General features: G+C 70.8%; 19 protein-coding genes. 7 read left to right on the top strand and 12 right to left on the bottom strand.

The annotated features are described in order from the left end of the window. Positions 1-103 precede the first annotated feature (103 nt). The 4 genes from LWC33_RS15610 to LWC33_RS15595 all read left to right on the top strand — a co-directional run bounded on the left by LWC33_RS15610 (position 104) and on the right by LWC33_RS15595 (position 3700). Positions 104-1330 carry an acyl-CoA dehydrogenase family protein gene (locus tag LWC33_RS15610; protein ID WP_233305107.1) on the top strand — a complete coding sequence of 409 codons (1227 nt, stop codon included), beginning with the start codon at positions 104-106 and terminating at the stop codon, positions 1328-1330. 26 nt (positions 1331-1356) lie between these two features. Further along, complete coding sequence (locus tag LWC33_RS15605) at positions 1357-2181, top strand: SDR family oxidoreductase (RefSeq protein ID WP_233305106.1); 825 nt, start codon at positions 1357-1359, stop codon at positions 2179-2181. 10 nt (positions 2182-2191) lie between these two features. Continuing rightward, the gene (locus tag LWC33_RS15600; RefSeq protein WP_233305105.1) at positions 2192-3013 is read left to right on the top strand and encodes a crotonase/enoyl-CoA hydratase family protein; all 822 of its coding nucleotides are present in this window, start codon (positions 2192-2194) and stop codon (positions 3011-3013) included. A gap of 156 nt (positions 3014-3169) precedes the next feature. Next, the gene (locus tag LWC33_RS15595) at positions 3170-3700 is read left to right on the top strand and encodes an adenylate/guanylate cyclase domain-containing protein (protein ID WP_233305104.1); all 531 of its coding nucleotides are present in this window, start codon (positions 3170-3172) and stop codon (positions 3698-3700) included. Between the two features lie 10 nt (positions 3701-3710). On the opposite strand, the gene LWC33_RS15590 is transcribed toward LWC33_RS15595, so the two are convergent. Beyond that, positions 3711-4919, bottom strand: a complete 1209-nt coding sequence (locus LWC33_RS15590) for a PucR family transcriptional regulator (protein WP_233305103.1) — start codon at positions 4917-4919, stop codon at positions 3711-3713. Between the two features lie 315 nt (positions 4920-5234). Between LWC33_RS15590 and LWC33_RS15585 the strand changes: the two genes are divergently transcribed. After that, positions 5235-6341 carry a phosphotransferase gene (locus LWC33_RS15585; RefSeq protein WP_233305102.1) on the top strand — a complete coding sequence of 369 codons (1107 nt, stop codon included), beginning with the start codon at positions 5235-5237 and terminating at the stop codon, positions 6339-6341. After that, on the top strand, positions 6338-7426 hold the full coding sequence (locus tag LWC33_RS15580; protein WP_233305101.1) for a TIGR03857 family LLM class F420-dependent oxidoreductase: 1089 nt from the start codon (positions 6338-6340) through the stop codon (positions 7424-7426). Before LWC33_RS15585 ends, LWC33_RS15580 begins: the two co-directional genes overlap by 4 nt. A 117-nt stretch (positions 7427-7543) precedes the next feature. Here LWC33_RS15580 and LWC33_RS15575 read toward each other — a convergent pair whose 3' ends face one another. The 9 genes from LWC33_RS15575 to LWC33_RS15535 form a co-directional block, all read right to left on the bottom strand. After that, complete coding sequence (locus tag LWC33_RS15575) at positions 7544-8743, bottom strand: NAD(P)/FAD-dependent oxidoreductase (protein WP_233305100.1); 1200 nt, start codon at positions 8741-8743, stop codon at positions 7544-7546. Between the two features lie 95 nt (positions 8744-8838). Further along, on the bottom strand, positions 8839-9039 hold the full coding sequence (locus LWC33_RS15570; protein ID WP_308190952.1) for a ferredoxin: 201 nt from the start codon (positions 9037-9039) through the stop codon (positions 8839-8841). A 1-nt stretch (position 9040) separates the two neighbouring features. Next, positions 9041-10396: a cytochrome P450 gene (locus LWC33_RS15565; RefSeq protein WP_233305099.1), complete on the bottom strand. Its 1356-nt coding sequence runs from the start codon at positions 10394-10396 to the stop codon at positions 9041-9043. A 143-nt stretch (positions 10397-10539) separates the two neighbouring features. Further along, positions 10540-11583 carry an LLM class F420-dependent oxidoreductase gene (locus tag LWC33_RS15560; protein WP_233305098.1) on the bottom strand — a complete coding sequence of 348 codons (1044 nt, stop codon included), beginning with the start codon at positions 11581-11583 and terminating at the stop codon, positions 10540-10542. Beyond that, positions 11584-12279, bottom strand: a complete 696-nt coding sequence (locus LWC33_RS15555; RefSeq protein ID WP_233305097.1) for a hypothetical protein — start codon at positions 12277-12279, stop codon at positions 11584-11586. A gap of 87 nt (positions 12280-12366) precedes the next feature. After that, positions 12367-13887 carry an aldehyde dehydrogenase family protein gene (locus LWC33_RS15550; RefSeq protein WP_233305096.1) on the bottom strand — a complete coding sequence of 507 codons (1521 nt, stop codon included), beginning with the start codon at positions 13885-13887 and terminating at the stop codon, positions 12367-12369. Then, on the bottom strand, positions 13884-14939 hold the full coding sequence (locus LWC33_RS15545) for an alcohol dehydrogenase catalytic domain-containing protein (protein WP_233305095.1): 1056 nt from the start codon (positions 14937-14939) through the stop codon (positions 13884-13886). Before LWC33_RS15545 ends, LWC33_RS15550 begins: the two co-directional genes overlap by 4 nt. Positions 14940-14967: 28 nt before the next feature. Further along, on the bottom strand, positions 14968-15372 hold the full coding sequence (locus LWC33_RS15540; RefSeq protein WP_233305094.1) for a sterol carrier protein: 405 nt from the start codon (positions 15370-15372) through the stop codon (positions 14968-14970). A gap of 225 nt (positions 15373-15597) precedes the next feature. Then, positions 15598-17142 carry an acyl-CoA synthetase gene (locus LWC33_RS15535; RefSeq protein WP_233305093.1) on the bottom strand — a complete coding sequence of 515 codons (1545 nt, stop codon included), beginning with the start codon at positions 17140-17142 and terminating at the stop codon, positions 15598-15600. 271 nt (positions 17143-17413) lie between these two features. On the opposite strand from LWC33_RS15535, the gene LWC33_RS15530 reads away from it, so the two are divergent. Then, positions 17414-18814, top strand: a complete 1401-nt coding sequence (locus LWC33_RS15530) for a PEP-utilizing enzyme (protein ID WP_233305092.1) — start codon at positions 17414-17416, stop codon at positions 18812-18814. Positions 18815-18818: 4 nt separating this feature from the next. Here the strand turns inward: LWC33_RS15530 and LWC33_RS15525 are convergent, their stop codons facing one another. Next, positions 18819-19259, bottom strand: coding sequence for a hypothetical protein (locus LWC33_RS15525; protein ID WP_233305091.1), 441 nt, complete (start codon positions 19257-19259; stop codon positions 18819-18821). Next, positions 19241-19714: a hypothetical protein gene (locus tag LWC33_RS15520; RefSeq protein WP_233305090.1), complete on the bottom strand. Its 474-nt coding sequence runs from the start codon at positions 19712-19714 to the stop codon at positions 19241-19243. The genes LWC33_RS15525 and LWC33_RS15520 overlap by 19 nt, the downstream gene beginning before the upstream one ends. Positions 19715-19811 lie beyond the last annotated feature (97 nt).

The raw sequence follows: 19811 nt of genomic DNA, 5'->3' as shown, positions 1-19811 counted from the left end.
GCATTGGGGGTGAAGACCTCCCCCGAATGGCTCGGAGCCTGGCTCCGCGGGCCCACCTCGACCAGGCTCGACCCCGATTACCACCGACCGACGAAGGACCTCGATGACCTCGCTCGTACCCCGCACGCAGGACCGGATGACCCACGACGTCTTCCTGCCCGAGGAGACCGTCGCACTACGGGCCGAGGCCCGCGCGGCGGTCGAGAAGCGGCTCGCCCCGTTCGCCCGGGACATCGGCACGCGGGAGGAGTCGAGGGAATCGTTCCCGTGGGAGGCGTTCCGCGGACTGGCCGACGAGGGCCTGTTCGCGGTCCCGTTCGGCGAGGACTTCGGCCGTGGCCTCGAGTACCCGATGCTCGGCACCTGCACCGTCACCGAGGAGATCGCCTACCACTCTTCGTCGATGGCGGGCGTGTACGACGGCCAGTGCATCCTTGTCCCGCAGACCCTGACCTACGCGTCCGACGAGCTGCGGGCCCGGCTGATCCCCGAGCTCGTCTCCGGGCGGACCGCGTTCTCGTTTGCCACCACCGAGCCCGAGACGAGCTCGGACCTCACCGCCGAGCGGATGCAGACCGTGGCCGAGGAGACCGCCGACGGGTTCGTCGTGACCGGTCGTAAGAGGTGGATCACCAACAGCGTGGTGGCCGGCTGGGTGTCCGTCCTGGTCCGCGCCTCCGACACGAAGCGGGCACACATGCTGCTCGTGGACCTGGCCTCGCCGGGCGTCCGGATCGGCGACCCGGACCTGAAGATGGGCCACCGCGGACAGATCACCGCCGACATCGTGTTCGACGGCGTGCACGTCCCGCGCGAGAACCTGCTCGGGACGCCCGGCAACGGACTCGGGGTCGCCCTGTCCGCGCTCGTCCGCGGGCGGATCGGGATCGGCGCCGCGGGTGTGGGTGTCGCCCAGGCCGCGCTCGACCTGTCTGTGGAGCGGCTGCGCACCCGTCAGGTCTTCGGTGGCCCGCTCGGCGCCATGCAGCACTGGCAGTTCCAGATGGCCCAGCGCGCCACGGAGATCGAGTGCGCCCGCAGCCTCTACCAGAAGGCCGCCGTCCTGCTCGACCGCGGCGACCGCTCCGCGGAGCCCGAGGCCGCGATGGCCAAGGCCTACGGCACCCGGTTGGCCAACGACCTCGTCCGGGAGGCCATCCAGATCCACGGCGCGGTCGGCTTCGCCCGGCAGGTCTCGGAGAGCGGCGAGTCCTACCGCCTCGAGGAGATGTACCGCGACGCCAAGATCCTGGAGATCTTCGAGGGCGCCAACGAGCTGCAGCAGTGGATCGTGGCGCGCCAGCTGATCGGCCGCGACGTCACCGGCTGAGCCCCACCACCCACGGAGAAGATCCCATGAGCGAATCCCTCAGCGGCCGCACGATCCTCATGTCGGGCGGTAGCCGCGGCATCGGCCTTGCCATCGCCGTCGCGGCGGGCCGACACCGTGCCAACGTCGTCATCCTCGCCAAGACCGACCAGCCGGACCCCCGCCTGCCCGGAACGGTGCACACCGCCGTCGCCGAGATCGAGGAGGCGGGGGGCCAGGCCCTCGCCGTGGTCGGGGACGTCCGTGTGGAGGCGGACGTCGAGCGCGCGGTCGCCTCCGCCGTCGAGCGCTTCGGCGGCGTCGACATCGTGGTCAACAACGCCAGTGCACTGAACCTCGTCGGCACCGAGGAGCTCTCGGTCAAACGGTACGACCTGATGCAGCAGATCAACTCGCGCGGGACGTTCCTACTGACCCGCGCCGCGCTGCCGCACCTGCGCAAGTCCGACCGGGCGCGTGTGCTGACGCTGTCACCGCCGATCAATCTGGCACCGCACTGGCTGGGCAAGTTCCCGGCGTACATGCTGTCCAAGTATGGGATGACCCTGCTGACGCTGGGCTGGGCGGCGGAGTTCGCCGAGGACGGGATCGCCGCCAACTGCCTCTGGCCCCAGACCACGATCGCCACCGCCGCCGTGGTCAACCTGCTGGGCGGGGAGGAGGCCGCCTCCCGTGCCCGCTCGCCGCAGATCATGGCGGACGCGGCGGTCGCCGTCCTCGGGCTGCCGTCGGAGCGGACCGGCGAGACCTTCATCGACGTCGACGTGCTGGCCGAGACCGGGGTCACCGACCTGTCGCCCTACGGCGGCGGCGACGATCCCGAGCTCGACTTCTTCGTCGACCCCCGCTAGGCGGCCGACGATGGGAGAACCGACGACCGTCGCAGTCGCGGTGGAGGGTGGGGTCGCGCACCTGTGGCTCGACCGGCCGGGCCAGGCCAACGCCATGAACCGTGCGCTGTGGTCGGAGCTGCGTGAAGCCGTGGACGCACTCGACCGGGACCCAGCGGTCCGGGTCGTCGTCCTGGCGGGCAAGGGCAAGCACTTCTGCGCGGGCATCGACCTGGATATGCTCGCGGACTTCCGGCGGGTCGCGGGCCCCGGCCAGGACTGCGCCGGCCGGGCGGCCGAGGAGCTACGGCGGATCATCCTCGACCTGCAGGACGTCATCACCAGCGTCGAACGGTGCCGCAAGCCGGTTGTGGCAGCCGTGCACGGCGCCTGCGTCGGGGCCGGAATGGACCTCGCGGTGGCATGCGACCTGCGCTACGCGACCGCGGACGCCAAGTTCGTGATCAAAGAGATCGACATGGGCTTGGCAGCGGACGTCGGCGTCCTCCAGCGGCTCCCCCGCATCGTCGGTGAGGGTGTGGCCCGCGAACTCGCCTACACCGGCCGCACCGTACCGGGCGGTGAGGCCGAGGGACTCCGGCTGGTCAACCGCGCCTTCGCGGACGTGGAGACTCTTCACGCCGAGGTCGACGCCCTCGCGGTCCAGTTGGCGGCGAAGCCGCCTCTCGCCCTGCGCGGCACCAAGTACGCGATCACGTACGCGCGTGACCACTCGGTGGCCGACGGCCTGGAGCAGATCGCCACGTGGAACGGCGGAATGCTGCTCTCCGCGGACCTGGACGAGGCGCTCGCCGCCTTCGCCGAGAAGCGCCACGGCCGCTACCGCGACTGAGCAGCGGCCCGACCCAACCCGGCCCACGGGTGGGGACCGGTGCTCCCTCCGGCCCCCACCCGGCGCCGGAGACGCCCGCCCAGGAGCGCCCCACGGTGTCGTCGCACGGGTCGGCGCGCGGGTCTTCGGCCGCAACTCAGGCACGCGACGGGCTTCATGGTCGACGGCGTCGGTGACGACACCCCGCAGAGCCGCACCACCGTCGGGTTCGCGGACATGGTCGGCGTCACCCGCACCACGCGGCGGCGCTCCTTCGCCGAGCTGTCCGAAATGATCGAGCACTTCGAAGCCGGCACGACCGGGGTGATCACCGAGTGCGGCGGGCGGCTGGTCAAGACGATCGGCGACGAGGTGCTCTTCGTGATTGACGAGCCCGCCGAGGCCGCGTGGCTGGCCCTGCGGCTGCGCGAACGGGTACGCCGCGACCCCTCGCTCCCCCCGCTGCGGATCGGGCTCGCCGCCGGCGACGTCCTGATGCGCTACGGCGACGTCTACGGCGAACCGGTCAACATCGCCGCCCGGCTCACCACCCACGCCCGCCCCGACACCGTGCTGGTCGACCGCGAGGTCGCGCACGGGATCGAGGGCGACGAGCGGCTCCGCGTGCGCCGGCTCAAGCCCCTGCAGGTCCGTGGCTACCGCCACCTGCAGCCCTACCTGCTGCGCGAGGCCGGCGAGACCAGTTGAGGGTCACTCACTACAGCCCACCCAGCGCCTCCTCGATCGCCAGGGCGACCTCGAGGTCGAAGGTGTCCCAGGCCAGGGAGCGTCCGAGCAGCTCCTCGGCCTGGGTCACGCGATAGGTGACGGTCTTGTGGTGGACGGTGAGGGCCTTCGCCGCCGCCGCCCGGTTGTGTCCGTGTCGCAGCAGTGCTCGCAGCGTGGCGCGCAGCCGTGCCGCCGTCTCGTCCTGCGCGGCCAAGGGGCCGAGCCGGTCGATGGCCAGCCGCCGCGCCCGTTCGGGGTCGCTGCACAGTACGGCGGCGATCTCCACCTCGCGGTGCCGGACGACGCCGGCCCGCGGAGCCAGGCCCATCGTGGCGACCTGGTGCGCGGTCCGGGCCTGCGCGTGGGAACGGCGGAACCCGTCGTGGCCGGCGGCGGGCTCCCCCATGCCGACCACGACGTCGGCGACCGGTAGGGCGGCGAGCCCGTTCAGCACGTCGGAGGACGGTTGCGCCGGCCAGCTGAGCCAGCCCCACCACGTCCCTGCGGCCCCCGGGAGCACCAAGGCAGGGACACCCGCCGCCGTGACGACGTGCTGCAGCTGCCGCCGCGTGGTTGCCGCGGCGGACAGTGGCGCGGCGAACAGTGCCACGTGAACGTCCGTCAAGGGGTGGCCGAGGGCCTGCGACAGGGCGGCGAGATCGACCGGCCCCGACCCCAGAAGCGCCCGGATCAGCTCGTCCCGGCCCGCACCCGGCGCGGATCCGGACGGTTCCGCAAGTGCCTCGTACTCCTCGACGATCATCTGACAGGCCCGGTCGACGAACTCGTAGAGGTGCGCCGACGACACCCGGAGAACCTCGTAGAGCTCGGCCGACGGCACCCGCTCGTGGGCATGTGCGCTCCAGATCCGCCAGAGCCCTTCCTGCCCGACCCGATATCCCCGCAGAAGGTGGGCCAGCGTCCCCCCGTTCGCGGCGAGGTCGTGGAGCAGCCGCCGCGTCGCCGCAGGAGGCTCGATGGTGGTCGCAGTAACACCGAAGGCGAGCGTGGACAGCACCGCGCCGCAGTTCTGCTCGTTGCTCTCCTGCACCAGATGCACCTCGTCGGCCGACCGGCCCGGCGCAAGCTCCGGCACGACCCGCAGGACGTGCTCGGTGATCTCCTCCGCGATGTTCACCGTCAACGGGAGCAGCTCGTAGGCCACTCGGCGGACCAGATCCGAGGGGGCGTCGGTCATGAGCTCCTCCTGGGAAAGTCGCGCATAAGAGGCAAAGGTTCTGCGCATCAGCGACAACAAACCCCGTCAATGGCCGGACTGTCCTCTGGATTCTGCCTCAACTGGAGGAGCTCGGGTGGCCAACGCTGGCCGCGCAGCCATGGCTTTGTGACCTCGCTCGCAGCGAGACTTCTCCCGTTGTTCCGCTCCCCAGCGTGATCACGACGACGTGATCGGCCGCCGCCGACACGTCTAGCGACCCGCAGCCGCCCGGCGCGCGGGATTGCACCCGTCGGAAATGGCCACGTCGATGGCCGCGAGCGTGGAAGGACCACCATGACCCTCTCCCCAGTGTCGTCGGAGATCACAGTCCCCAGCGGGGCCGAGGAGGCCACCCCGGCGTGGTTCACCCAGGTGCTGCGCGCCGCCGGTGCGCTGGCCTCCACCGCGACCGTCGTCGCGGTCGAGCACAGCAGGGTCGGCAACGGCCTGGTCTGCGAGAGCATCCGCTTCACCCTGACCTACGACGGCGAAGCCGGCGAGGCGCCCGCGAGCGTGGTCTGCAAGTTCCCGTCCGAGGTGGAAGCCTTCCGGCAGGTCGCCGCCGGCGAGCTGCTCTACACCCGCGAGACCACGTTCTACGCCGAGCTGGTCGCGGCGCTCGACGTCCGCGCTCCGCACTGCTTCCACGTCGCCCGAGACGAGGCGAGCGGTGACTTCGTCCTCGTCCTCGAGGACCTCGGGCCCGCGGAGACCGGCGATCAGATCGCGGGCTGCTCCCTCGCCCAGGCCGAGGCCGTCATGGATGCCGCCGCGGGCATGCACGCCCCGCTGTGGGGCCACGCCGACCTCGACTCCGCGTCGTGGGATGTCCGTGAGCCGTGGACCGCCCGCATCGCCGAGACCTACCCCGGCCTGTTCGCCCAGTACGCCGAGCTCTTCGGGCCGCGGCTGGGCGACGACGACCTGGCGATCGGCCGCGTCTTCGCGCCCGTCATCGGGAAGTGGTTCGCCCACCAGCCCCGGCCGTGGACTCTTACCCACGGCGACTTCCGCCTCGACAACATGCTGTTCGAGATCCTGGGCGGCGCCGAGCCCGTCGGGATCGTCGACTGGCAGACGCTTCTGCCGGCCCCAGGCACCGCGGACGTCGCCTACTTCCTCGGCGGCTGCCTGCCCACCGACGTGCGCCGGGACCACGAGCGCGACCTGTTGCGCATCTACCACGACGGCCTGCTGGCGCGCGGGGTCACCGGCTACCCCTTTGAGCGCTGCTGGGACGACTACCGCTACAACGCCTTCCTCGGCTACTTCATGGCGACCTACGCCGCGATGCTCGTACAGCGGACCGAGCGGGGTGACGCCATGTTCGCCCTCTGGCTCCAGCGGGTCTCGGCACAGGTGCAGGACCTGGACGCCCTCAGCCTGCTTCCCCGCCCGTGACCCGGCCGCAGAGCGCCGGCCCGGCCGCGATCGACCAGATCCCCGAGCTCGGCTTCTACACGCTCGCGGGCCACGCCGAGACGCCCCGAGCGCTCATCGACGAGGTCCGGCGGGCGGAGGAGATCGGGATCGGCGCCGCCTTCATCTCCGAGCGGTGGAACGTCAAGGAGGCCGCCGTACTCTCCGGTGCTGCCGGCGCCGTGTCCGAGCGGATCGCAATCGCAACCGCGGCGACCAACCACAACACCCGCCACCCGGTGATCACGGGCTCGTACGCCACCACGATGCACCGAATGACCGGCGGCCGCTTCACCCTGGGGCTGGGGCGCGGGATCAAGCCGCTGTTCGACATGCTCGGCATCCCGGCTGTCACCACCGACCAGCTGGAGGATTTCGCCGGCCTGATGCGGCGCCTGTGGCGGGGCGAGACCGTGGTCGGCCACGATGGGCCGGCCGGGCGCTACGACACCCTCCGCCTGCTCGACGCGTCGTTCGACGAGGACATCCCACTCGGTTTGACTGCGTGGGGCCCGAAGACCTGTGCGCTGGGCGGGCGGGCGTTCGACCAGATTGTGCTGCACACCTTCTTCACCGACGAGACCCTCGTCCGGTGCGTGCAGGACGTCCGGACGGCAGCCGAGCAGGCCGGCCGCGATCCGGACTCGATCGAGATCTGGTCGGTGCTCGCCACCATCACCGGCGAACCCGAGCCCGAGGTGCGGCTGAAGAAGGTCACAGCACGGCTCGCCACCTACCTGCAGTTGCCGGGGTACGGCGAGGGGGTCGTGCGGGCCAACCGCTGGGACCCGGCGGTGCTGCGTCGGCTGCGCGACGACCCCGTCGTGCGCTCCTTCGGCGGGAACATGATCGACCAGGTCGCCACCGTCGAACAGCTGGAGCACATCGCCACACTGCTGCCCGCGGAGTGGACCGGAGCGGCCGCCTACGGCGACCCCGAGCAGTGCGCCGAGGCGGTCCGCCGGCAGGTCGAGCTCGGCGCCACCGGCGTGATCATGCACGGGGCCACGCCCGACGAGCTGGAGCCGGTGGTGGGCGCCTACCGAAAGCTCGTCGGCGCGGGCTGAGGACCGGATTTCGACCCGAGGAACGACGACGAGGTGGGGCAGCCGCCCCGGCAGCCCCACCTCGTCGTTCCCCGCGGGAGCAGCCGCCGCCCCTGACGGCTCACCCGCTTCGCCAGGTCAGCCCAACCCGGCGAACTCGAGGGCCTCGGCCCAGCTCGCGCGCTTCGAGATCAGCCGCTTGTACTTCATGATCTGGGTCGGGCGGTCGATCGTGATCGTGCCGATCAGCCGGTCACCCCGACGGTAGAGCGCGAGGAACTTCGGGTCATCGGGCGCACTGGCGACCCGGATCTCGTCCGCCTGCGGGCGCCCGACGAACTGGATGCGGCTGCCGTACCAGTCGGACCAGAAATACGGCACGGTGCCGAGCTCGGTGGCGGACTCCGGGTCGAGCGCGTTCCGGGCCGCCAGAGCGCCCTGTTCGGCGGCGGTGGTCCAGTGCTCCAGGCGCATCAGCTCACCGTCGAAGAGCGCGTTCGGGAAGTGGACGACGTCGCCGGCCGCATACACGCGGTCGGCGGCGCGCAGGGTGGCGTCGGCGACGACGCCGCCGTCGCGCCCGTGCAGCTCGATCCCCGAGCCCTCCAGCCAACCGGTCGCCGGATTCACCCCGATTCCGACGACGACCAGGTCGGCGGGCAGGACCTCGCCGCCCTCGAGCCGGACCCCGGTGACCCGGCCGTCCGCTCCTTCGAGCGCCTCGACCGTGGCCCCGCACCGCAGATCGGTGCCGTTCGCCCGGTGCAGTGCGGCGCAGGCATGACCCATGTCCTCACCCACGGAGCGCACCAGCGGCACCGGGAGCGCCTCGACGATCGTCGCGGACAGGCCACGCTTGCGAGCGCCGCTGGCGACCTCCGAGCCGATGAAGCCGGCCCCGATCACGACGGTGCGCGCGCCGGCATCGAGTGCCGCACGGACCGCGATCGCGTCATCGAGCGTCCGCAGGGTGTGCACGCCTTCGAGCGGCTCCCCCGGCAGGGTCCGGGCGGCGCCGCCGGTCGTCACGACCAGTGCGTCGTAGGCGAGTTCGTCCTCCCCCACCGCCACGATGCGGCCCTTGGGGTCCAGCCCCGTCGCCGGGGCACCGAGCCGCAGGGTGACGGCCAGCTCGTCGCGCAGGTGCTCCTCGGTACGGAAGCGGACGTCGTCGGGCTCGGCCTCCTCCAGGTAGGCCTTGGACAGCGGGGGCCGGTCGTAGGGAAGGTGCTCCTCGGCACCGACCAGGGTGACCGGACCGGTGTGCCCGGCCTTCCGGGCCGACTCCACGGCCCGGATGCCGGCGAGCGACGCGCCGACGACGACGAGGTGATCCATCAGGACTCCTGGGAAGGGGAGCCGCCCCGGCCCACGGGTGCGGTGGTGGGGCCGGGGCGGCAGGAACCGCGTGGGGAGCGCGGTCGGTTCGGGAATCAGTCCTCGACGAGGCGCAGCGCCTCGGTCGGGCAGGAGGCCACGGCGGCCTCGCACTCGGCGCGGCGGTCGGCCGACGGGTGGTCGTCGAGGACGGTCAGGGAGCCGTCCTCCTGGACCTCGAACAGCTCCGGGGCCTCCGCCTCACAGAGGCCGAGGCCGCTGCACTTGCCGGGGTCGAGCTCGATCCGCAGTCCCATGTCAGCTCACCTTCTCGGGTGTGAAGCGCAGCGGCATCCGCTTGACACCGCGCATGAAGTTCGTCCCGAGCAGCTCCGGCTCGCCCGCCTCGAACTCGGGGATGCGGAAGAGCAGCTCCTTGAAGATCGCCCGCAGCATGGACTTCGCGAGCTGGTTGCCCAGGCAGAAGTGCACACCGCCGCCACCGAAGCCGACGTGCTCGCGGGCGTTGGGCCGGGCCAGGTCGAACTTCTCGGGGTTCTCGAAGACGTCGGAGTCCATGCAGCCCGACGGGTAGAACATGACGACCTTGTCGCCCGGGATGATCGGGTGCCCGCCCAGCTCGGTCTCCTTGACCGCGGTACGGCGGAAGGTCATCACCGGCGACGCGTAGCGGATGAACTCCTCGATCGCGTTGCCGATGCGCGCGTCGTAATCCTCCATCAGCCACTTCTTCTGCTCCGGGAAGTGGGTGAAGGCGCGCATGGTGAGGCTGGTCGTGTGCTTGGTGGTGTCGGTACCGGCCACCGCCATGAGCACGAAGAACGAACCGATCTCGAACTCGTCGAGCTTGCGCCCGTCGACCTCTGCGGCGATCAGCGAGGTCAGCAGGTCGTCGCCCGGCTCGCGGCGCTTGAGCTCGATGAGCTGCTCCGCGATGTCGTGCAGGATCGTGGCGGCCTCGACCTGGACCTCGTCGGCGAGCCGGTCGCCGAGGATCTCCGGGTCCGCCCAGGCCACGATGTCGGCGGCCGACTTCGCGGTCTGCTCACGGAACTCTTCGGGGATGCCCATGATGTCGGAGAAGATCCGGGTGGGCAGCTTCTCGGAGCAGGCGGCGACGAACTCGACCTCGCCGGACGGATCCGAGGCGAAGGAGTCGACGATCTCCTTGGCGGCCAGTTTGATCTTGTCGTCGATCAGCTTGATCTGCTTCGGGGTGAACGCCGACGACACGAGCTTGCGCAGCATGTCGTGCTTCGGGTTGTCCATCGCCAGGAAGGACTGGGTGAGCTCGAGGAAGATCGGCGGCAGCAGGTCGAAGAGCACGCCCTGACCGGACACGAAGGTCTCGTTGTCGCGGCTCACCTTCACGATGTCGGCGTGCTTCACCACGGCCCAGTAGCCAGGGTCGTCCGGGTCCGGGTTGACGGCGTCGTCGACCGGGCGCTGCCAGGAGACCGGCTGCTCCTTGCGGAGGATCTTGAAGGTCTCCTCGCGCTCCTCGGACGTGAGGTTCCAGAACGCCTTCGTCGAGATGTCCACCGGATAGTGCTCCGGCTTGCGCTCGGACGTGGCCGGCAGCATCTGGACGCCGTCCTCGTCATCCTCGAACTCGGTGGCGAAGTCGTTCTCGAAAGAGGTGTCGGTACTCACAGGAGCCTCCTGGTCTTGGTACGTCGCCGGTTCGGGATGGGTTACGCACCGTTGTCATTAGTGTGCGGAATGCGAGAGCTTCCTACATCCCTCGCGGAGGGCGTCCCCGTCTCTCCAAAGGGGGAGGGACGCCCCGGGACAGCTCAGCGGAGTGCCCCCGCGATCGCCCGCAGGCCGGCGAGATCGTCGCCGCCGAACGGCACCGACTGCACCAGCAGGCTCGTCACAGCCGTCTCCGACCAGCGAGCCACCTCCTCGCGCAGCCTGCCCGGCGGACCGATCAGCGCCACGTCGGTGACCAGCTCGAGTGGGACTGCGGCGATGGCCTCGCGCTTGCGCCCGGCCAGGAAGTGCTCCTGAACGTCTGCGCACGCGCCCTCCCACCCCATTCGCGCGAAGACGTCGAGATGGAAGTTCGTCCCCTGGGCGCCCATTCCACCGATGTAGAGGGCGAGAAGTGGCCGGACCCGGTCCGCGGCCTTCTCCAGGTCGTCGTCGACGATCATCGGCACCGACGCGGCGACTTGGAAGTCGGCGGCGCTGCGCCGGGCGCCCGGACGGCCGAAACCCTCTGCCAACGCGTCCCGGTAGAACGAGTCGGCCTTCGGGGAGAAGAACAATGGCAGCCAACCGTCTGCGATCTCGGCGGCGAGGGCGACGTTCTTGGGACCCTCCGCACCCAGCAGGATGGGGATGTCCGGGCGCCGCGGGTGCAGCGTCGACCGGAGAGGTTTGCCCAGACCTGTTCCGCCCGCGACGGGAAGCTGGTGGAACTGCCCGTCGAACTCGACGGGCTCCTCCCGAGCCACGATCCGCCGGATGATCTCGACGTACTCGCGCGTCCGGGCCAGGGGACGCGGGTACGGGGTGCCGTACCAACCCTCGACGACCTGGGGCCCCGACACACCGAGCCCCAGCGCCATCCGCCCATCGGACAGGTGGTCCAGTGTCATGGCCGCCATCGCGGTCGCAGCCGGGGTGCGGGCCGAGAGCTGGACGAGGTTGGTGCCGAGGGTGATCCGGCTGGTCGCGGCGCCCCACCAGGCGAGCGGGGTGAACGCATCGGAGCCGTAGGCCTCGGCGGTCCACACCGAGTCGTAGCCCAGATCCTCGAGCTCACGAACGGTATCGGCTGCGCCCGCAGGCGGGCCGGCGGACCAGTAGCCCAGGTGGTAGCCGAGCCTCACTCAGGCCTCCTCGTCATCGGGTTCGTCGGGGCCCTCGGGCTCGGGGAACAGCACCTCCGCACCGAGGGGACGGAACCCCACCCCCACGACGAGGGCGAGCGCGGCGGCCGAGCACGCGGGCACGGTCGTGAAGACCGGGGATCGCGGGGGGACGAGGACCTTGATCGCGTCGAGCAGTTCGCACGTCCGTCCCGGTCTGCACGGCGGGTGTCCCGCGGGGTCGATCCAGACGTCCCAGCGCCCGGCGGGCCCCCGCCCGACCGAGATGGTCGCGCTCTCCTGGCCGAGGTACCGGAACGTGCGCACGTCGGTGCGATGGTCCGACCAAGCCAGTGGGTGGTCGCCGATCTCGACGAACCGCCCGGCGGTGCCTGCCGCCGTCCCCGGGACGCCGAAGAGCACGTCCACACCCGCCGAGGGGGCACCCAGGCGCCGTCCGAGCGCCGCCAGGAAGGTCGGCGACAGCATCGGGTGGTGTTCGTCCGGTCCGTCGAAGCCCGGCGGGAAGTGGTCGAGGACCCAGGACGGCGCGACGTCCGCCGCGACGATGCCACGACCGTCGAGGACGAGCACTGCAGACGGTCCACCGAGCGGACGGGACAGCACTTCGATCCCACCCGGCGAGCCCTCGGGCGGGACGCCGTCTGCGGCCCGCCGGAGAATCTCCAGGAGACGATGGTCGATCGCCGTGGTCATGGAACGCTCCTGCCGCACGCACCGCGGAGGCCGGGCTGCGACGTGATGCCCCACAGCCCGGCCTCCGCGGCCGTCGCGCTCACGTGCCTAGTCGTCCGCGTGGCTGAGCAGGACGTCGTACGGCCGTGCGTCGCGTCGACCGGACAGGTCGAGGTGGACGTTCTTCACCTCGGTGTACGGGTCGAGGGCGTGCGGGCCGAGCTCACGGCCCACGCCCGATTGCTTGTAGCCACCGAACGGCACCTCGCAGTTGATCTGGTGCGCGTCGTTGATCCACACCGAGCCGGCCTGGATCTTGTCCGCCACCTCGAGGGCGTGGGAGTTGTCGCTGCTCCACACCGACGACGCGAGGCCGTACGGGGTGTCGTTCGCGAGCTCGATGCCCTCGCGCTCGCTGCCGTAGCGGATGACCGACAGCACCGGGCCGAAGATCTCCTCACGGGCGATGCGCATGTCGTTGCGCACGCCGGTGAAGATGGTCGGCTCGATCCAGTGCCCACGCTCGAACTGCTCGCCCTTCGGCACGCCGCCGCCGAGGGCCACCGTGGCGCCCTCCTCCTTGCCGGAGGCGATGTAGCCGAGGATCCGCTCGTGCTGCTTGGCCGAGACCACCGGCCCCATGTCGGTCTCCCAGTCCCGGGTGTCGCCGAGCTGGATCGTGCTTGCCCGCGCCACGAGGCGCTCCACGAACTCGTCGTGGATGGAGTCGGGCAGCAGCAGGCGGGTCATCGACTCGCAGATCTGGCCCGAGTACAGCATGCAGCCGTACAGCACGCCGTCGACCGCGAGGTCGATGTCGGCGTCCTCCAGGACGAGGGCCGGCGACTTGCCGCCGAGCTCCAGCGTCACCGACTTCACCGTGCCGGACGCCAGCCGCATCACCTCGCGCCCGATGTCCGTCGAGCCGGTGAACCCGATCTTGCCGACGTCCGGGTGGGAGGCCAGGCGGGCGCCCGCCTCGGGCCCGGGGCCGGGGACGACATTGAACACGCCCTTCGGCAGACCGCACTCCTCGGCGATACGGCCGAACTCCAACGTGGTCAGCGGGGTCTTCTCGTCCGGCTTCACGACCACCGAGTTCCCCACGGCCAGTGCGGGCGCGAACTTCCACAGTGCCAGCAGCAGCGGGAAGTTCCACGGCGCGATCGCGCCGCAGACTCCGATCGGCTCACGCCGCAGCGTGCTCTGCCCGAGTACGGGGAAGGTGGCGCGCGGCATGGGCGTCTCGAACTCGTACTTCGCGGCGAGATCGGCGAAGAACGCCAGGTGCGGCGCGGCGTAGCCGACGTGGAAGCCGGTCGCCTGCCGAATCGTGGCGCCGTTCGCCATGATCTCCAGCTCGACGAGCTCGTCCAGCCGCTCGCCCAGCTTGTCGGCGACTGCATGGAGCACCTGGGCACGGTGTGTCGGGGTCGCCCTGGACCACTCACCGGAGGCGAAGGAGGACTTGGCGGCCTCGACCGCCGCGTCGATCTCCTTCGCCCCGCCCGCGGCCGCGGTGGCCATCAGCTCGCCGTTCTGCGGGTCGCGGATCTCCAGCAGCTGCTCGGAGTCCACCGCCTCCCCGCCGACGAGCATCGGGAAGTGCCGCACCGTCGTCGCGGTCATCGGGTCGGGTCCAGGACGATCTTGGTCGCCTCGCGCTCGGCGAACATCCGGTAGGCCTCGGTGGCCTCCGACATCGGCATGCGATGCGAGATGAACCGGCTCGGATCCAGCTTGCCCGCGGCGATCAGCGCCAGCGTCTCGTCCATGTAGTTGATGATGTTCGCGACGCCCTGGTGAATCGACACGCCCTTGAGGTACAGGTCCCCGAACGGGATGTCGATGGAGTCCTCCAGGTACACGCCCGGGATCGAGATGGACCCACCCGACGCAACGAGCGCGCATGCCGAGAGCAGCGCCGACGGATGACCGACGGCGTCGATCACGACATCGGCCCCCCGCCAGTCGGTGAGGTCCTGGACCGCCTCGGTCGGGTCGGTCACCGACGCGTCGATGCCGACCGCGCCGATCGCCTCGGCTTCCTTGAGTCGCGCGGCGACCTTGTCCACGACCATGACCCGGCTGGCACCGAGCACGTTCGCCGACATGGCCGCGCAGAGACCGACCGGCCCGGCACCGACCACGGCGACACTGTCACCGGGGCGGATCACCTTGCGCACAGCCTCGTACCCGGTGGCCATGATGTCGCCGACGAAGAGCTTGTCCTCGTCGTTGCCCGCGCCCTCGTCGGTCAGCTTACGCAGCGTCAGGTCCGCATTCGGCACGACCACGTACTCGGCCTGGCCGCCGGAGAGGCTGCCGAAGGTGAGGCCGAGACCGAAGATTCGGGTGCCGGCGCACTGTCCGGGACGCCCGCGGTTGCAGTTGCGGCAGTGTCCGCAGCTGACGACGCAGGAGGCGACCGCGCGGTCGCCCTCGCTCACCAGGTTGACCGCGCTGCCGACCTCGACGACGGTGCCGACGAACTCGTGGCCGAGGACGACGTCCTCCTCGAGCTCGATCCGCCCGTCGTAAGGGTGCAGGTCGGTGCCGCAGATCGCGGTGAGGTCCACCCGCAGCAGCACATCGGCGGGATCGGTGATCGTGGGGCGCTCGACCTCGTCGACCACCACCTCGAAGGGCTTGCGGAGGACGACAGCCTTCATCGTCGCCATGGGGGTGTCTCCTTCTCGCGCAGCCGAATCAGGCCTGGGCCGCGTCCTTGTCGGCCACCAGGTCGCGGTACATCGGGAACAGCGGCTTGGTCAGCGGGACCAGCTTCAGGATCTTGTTCACCGGGCCCTTGGCCTTGACCTCGCCCTTGGCCAGACCGACGGCCAGGTTGTACTCCCCGCGCCAGTACTTGTCGCCGGTGTCGCTGCGCATCATCAGCGTGATGTCGGCGGTCTCGTCCGACGGGCCGGTGGTGACCTCCATGGCGGGCTCGCGCATGAGGACCCACATCTCCACGTCAGGGTCGGTGTACAGGACCCGCAGGTTGATGCCGGCGGAGCGGAACTTCGGGCCCGACTCGGGGTGCTCCGCTGCGGCGCGGAACACGCCACCGATGTACTTGTCGACCTCGTTGGCGTCGGCGAAGTAGCCCATCTGGTTCTCCTCGGGGATTCGGCACGGCGGCGGACCGACTGTCACCGTGCGTATCAGCAACGTGACGAATGGTCGCCGGGACGAGGCCCCCGCCACATCGCCCGCCGGTGGTGGATCCGTGCCTCCATCGGCCATCCCCATCGGGGCACTCACCAGCCACTGTGGAGGGACGTGCGAAGGGCCCCGAGCGCGTATCCGCGTCCGGGGCCCTGATGGCGGTGGTGATCAGACCTTCGCGGTGTAACGCTCCTTGATCTGGTGCTTCACCAGCTTGCCGGTGGCACTGCGCGGCAGCGTGTCCGTGAAGTCGATGCTGCGCGGCGCCTTGTAGCGCGCGATCCGCTCGCGGACGAACTCCAGCAGCTCCGCCTCCAGCTCGGGGCCGATGACGACGCCGTGGGCGGGCTGCACCACCGCCTTGACCTGCTCGCCCATCTCGGGGTCCGGGATGCCGATCACGGCCACGTCGTAGACCTTGGGGTGCAGGGTGAGGCAGTCCTCGACCTCCTGCGGGTAGATGTTCACCCCGCCGGAGATGATCATGAAGGCCTTGCGGTCGGTCAGGTAGAGGTAGCCCTCGTCATCGAGGTAGCCGACGTCACCGGTGGTCGACCAGTTCTCGTGGTCCGGGTGCTGGCCGGCACGCGTCTTCTCGGGGTCGTTGTGGTACTCAAAGGGCACGGCTTCGCGCTCGAAGTAGACGGTGCCGACCTCGCCGACCGGCAACTCCTTGCCGCCCGCGTCGTCGTCGCAGATGTGGATGACGCCCAGGCCCGCCTTCCCGACCGAGCCAGGCTTGCGCAGCCACTGCTCCGAGTCGATCAGGGTGATCCCGTTGCCCTCGGTCGAGGAGTAGTACTCCTGCAGGATCGGACCCCACCAGTCGATCATCTGCTGCTTCACGTCGACGGGGCAGGGCGCCGCGGCATGCACGGCGACCCGCAGCGACGAGACGTCGTAGGCGGTGCGCACCTCCTCGGGGAGCTTGAGCATCCGCACGAACATGGTCGGAACCCATTGGCTGTGCGTGACCCGGTGCTGCGCGATGGCCTCCAGCGCCGCGACGGCGTCGAACTTCTTCGCCATGACCAGCGTGCCGCCGAGCGCCTGCACGATCCCTCCGAAGCGCAGCGGCGCGGCGTGGTAGGTCGGAGCCGGGGAGTAGTAGACGGTGTCCTCACCGAACCCGTAAATCTTCCCGAACACGGCGGTGAACATGTCTCCGGGCTCGTCGACCTGGCGGTCCGGGAGAGCAGGCTTGATCCCCTTGGGACGGCCCGTGGTGCCGGAGGAGTAGAGCATGTCCGCGCCGCGGGGCTGGCTCTCGAGCGGCTCGGCGGTGACGCCCGCCAGCGCGTCCTCATAGGAGCCGTGGCCCGGCACGGCTCCGCCGAATGCGAGCCGCAGCTGCACGTTCGGCGTCTCGGCGACGACGTCCGTCGCAAGCTCCGCCTTGGACGCGCCGACGATCAGCGCGCGGGCCCCACAGTCGTTGACGATGTAGGCGACCTCGGCGGGAGCCAGGTGATGGTTGATGCCCGTGACGTAGAGGCCGGAACGCAGCGCGGCCCAATACACCTCGAACACCTCAGGGGCGTTCTCGGACAGGAACGCGACATGGTCACCCCGCCGCAGGCCCGCGTCGGCGAGCACGCGCGCCAGCCGCAGCGACCGCTCGTCGAGCTCTGCATAGGTGGTGGCCCGACCGGTCTCGGCCTCGATGATCGCGGCCTTGTCCGGATGCGTCTTCGCATGGACTCCTGGGAACACGGGCTCTCCTTCGCACACGGCTGCCGACGGTGGGAATCCTTCTGTCGGGCCGATTGCCCGGGCATCGCCCGTGCGGGGTGTCTACCTCTCTCGAACGACCGATATCGGGAGTGTTTTCCCAGTTCACGGGACTGATTGCGAAACAGTCTGAGTTGACTGTAAATGACAGTCGCTGCACACTGCGCCCGACATCGACCGGTGGGGGGAGCGACACGTGCCTGAGCGCCCCAGATACTCACGAACGCTCCTCGGCGACCATCTGACGGGCCCGTTGACCGCCTTCTCGCTGTCGGCGGGCCCGGCCGCCGACCTGGATGCTGCCCTGGACGCTGCCCTGGAGCGGATCGGCCTGCCCGCGGGCGGCGGACTCGCGCGGGTCGGAGGACACGTCTGGCTCGACGAGCGGGTCCTCGACCCTTCGCCGTCGAGCGCCGCCGACCACCCGCCCCCCTGGGTCGCCGAGCTGGCTCCGGACGCGCAGCGCCGGGTCGCCGATCCCGGACTCGCCCCGGACCCGGACCACTCGGTCGAGCCGGCCGCGACGTTCCAGCACGACCACGCCCGGGTGGAAGCGCTGACCCTGCTGATCCTCGCCGAACTCGCCCTCGAGTCCCTCGGTCCCGGCGCGGCCGTCGGGACGACTACCGCGAGCCGGGACGACGTGGAGGACGTGCTGTGGGCCCTCGGCCGGGCGGCGACGGCCGGTCAGGTCGCGGCGCTCTTCGACCAGGGTCTGGGCGGGCTCGCCGACCGGATCGCGGCGTCCCGCAGCGGTCCCGTCCGCGGTGTGCACCAGGCCATCGAGACCGTCGTTGTCTCCTACGGACACCACGGTCCCAACCCGTGGGAGTTGGCCGCGGGCAGCTGGGCCGGGAACTCGCTCGAGCTGCTCGCGATCGTCGACCTGCTCCGGGACCTCCCGGACTCGTCGGCGCCTGCGGGTCGCCGCCGGATCGCCTCGGTCCCCGCCGATCCCGCGGGCTGGGGACACGTCTGGCTGGACGTGCGTGATCGGGCCGCCGAAATGGTCGCGGCGTACGCCCAGACCCAGCGGATCGCCCTCGCCCGAATCGCCGACGGGCTTCCCGGACCGGGCACCGACATCCACCGGGCGGATCTCCCCCACCTCACCCGGCACGAGCTCGACGCCCTGATGACGTGTGGGGTCGTGCCCGACGGGCTCTCCCTTCGGGGCTACGACCACCGGGCACTCAGCACCTTCCGCGCACCCGTCACCGTCGTGGGCGAGATCCCGGCGGCGGTCCGCTGGCCGCGGGAGGGCGGGCTGCCCCGCCTCGCCGTCGGCGAACTGCTGTCGGGGGCGCCGGCCGCCCCCGGCGCGGGCAACGGTCCGGTTACCGTCCTGCGGTCGCCGAGCGAGGTTGCCGCGCTCTCGCCGGGGGACGTTCTCGCCGTGCCCACCGGCACGTCCGCCTGGAACCCGCTGTTGCCGGCCGTCTCGGCCCTCGTTGTCGACGCTGGGCGATGGTGGTCACCGGCCGCGGTCACCTGCCGTGAGCTGGGCGTCCCGTGCGTCGTCGCCACCGAGGAGGCGACCGGGGTCCTCACGACCGGCGGTCACGTCGAGGTCGACGGGTCGAAGGGGGTGGTCACCGTGACCGGGGGCCCCGGACGCCGGCATCACCCTTCCGGACGACTGCGGGTCGGCTGAGAGATCAGCCGCCCGACTGACGGCGTGCGCGGTTGCGCCCGGCGAAGTGGCCGGCAAGCCCCCCCATCAGGACCGCGGTGAGCGTTGTGAGGCCGAGCTGAACGGGGTCGAGGGACCGGGTCGCCATGGCGACGAGTGGGAGGACCAGCAGGTACCCCGCGACCGCAGCGGCAGCGCCGTGCAGGCGGGGCACCGCGGCGTCCCCGATCCGATACCCCGCCGCGACGAAGGCAACGACGGCAGTGATGATCAGCCACGCCGGCCCGATCAGCGGGATCCGCGAGGCCAGCGGCGCGGACAGCCCGCCGATCACCAGCACGCTGAAGCACAGTGATGCGCCGCGGGCCAGGTGGACCCAATCCACCCGCACCGAGAACCATTCCCATCCCGGAAACATGGTCGGACCTCCTCGTCCGTGCCGCGGCGTCACCGCGACGTCAGCCATCGGTGCGCGCCACCGGTCACCAGGGGGAGTGTGCCGACCACGGCGAAGACCATCGCGGGCAGGGTCTCCCAACGGCCCACGAGGGCGAGCAGCACGATCGCGGCGACCCCGAGCACGACGAGCAGCAGACGCATGACGGCCCGGCGGGCGAAGAGCCCGATCGTGGCGAGCGCCAGGAGTGCGGCGACCACGAGGAGCAGCACCGGTGGAACCGCGGCCGACGGACCGTCGACCGTGGACTCCCCCAGCTGGCCCTGGATGCGGCCGAGCGACTCGTCATCGACGCCACTGGCGCCTGCCTCCCCCGTACCGATCCAGCCGACGACCGCCGTGGCCGCGACGAGGACCCAGGCGACGCCGGAGACGACGACCCGCCGCGGCAGGCGGTCGGACCGGTCCTCGTCCGCGTACCGGGTGACCGGCATGGGCCCGGTGACCTGATCGGGGTGCGACATAGCCGCAGGCTAAGGCGGGCGAAGCTCTGTCCGGGACGAAAGCACCCAGGACGAGAGAGGGATATCCCCATTACGGAGGGCCGATCGTCAGGTCACT

Source organism: Pseudonocardia terrae, assembly GCF_021343995.1.
Classification (GTDB): domain Bacteria; phylum Actinomycetota; class Actinomycetes; order Mycobacteriales; family Pseudonocardiaceae; genus Pseudonocardia; species Pseudonocardia terrae.
This window is presented reverse-complemented; position numbering and strand designations above follow the sequence as displayed.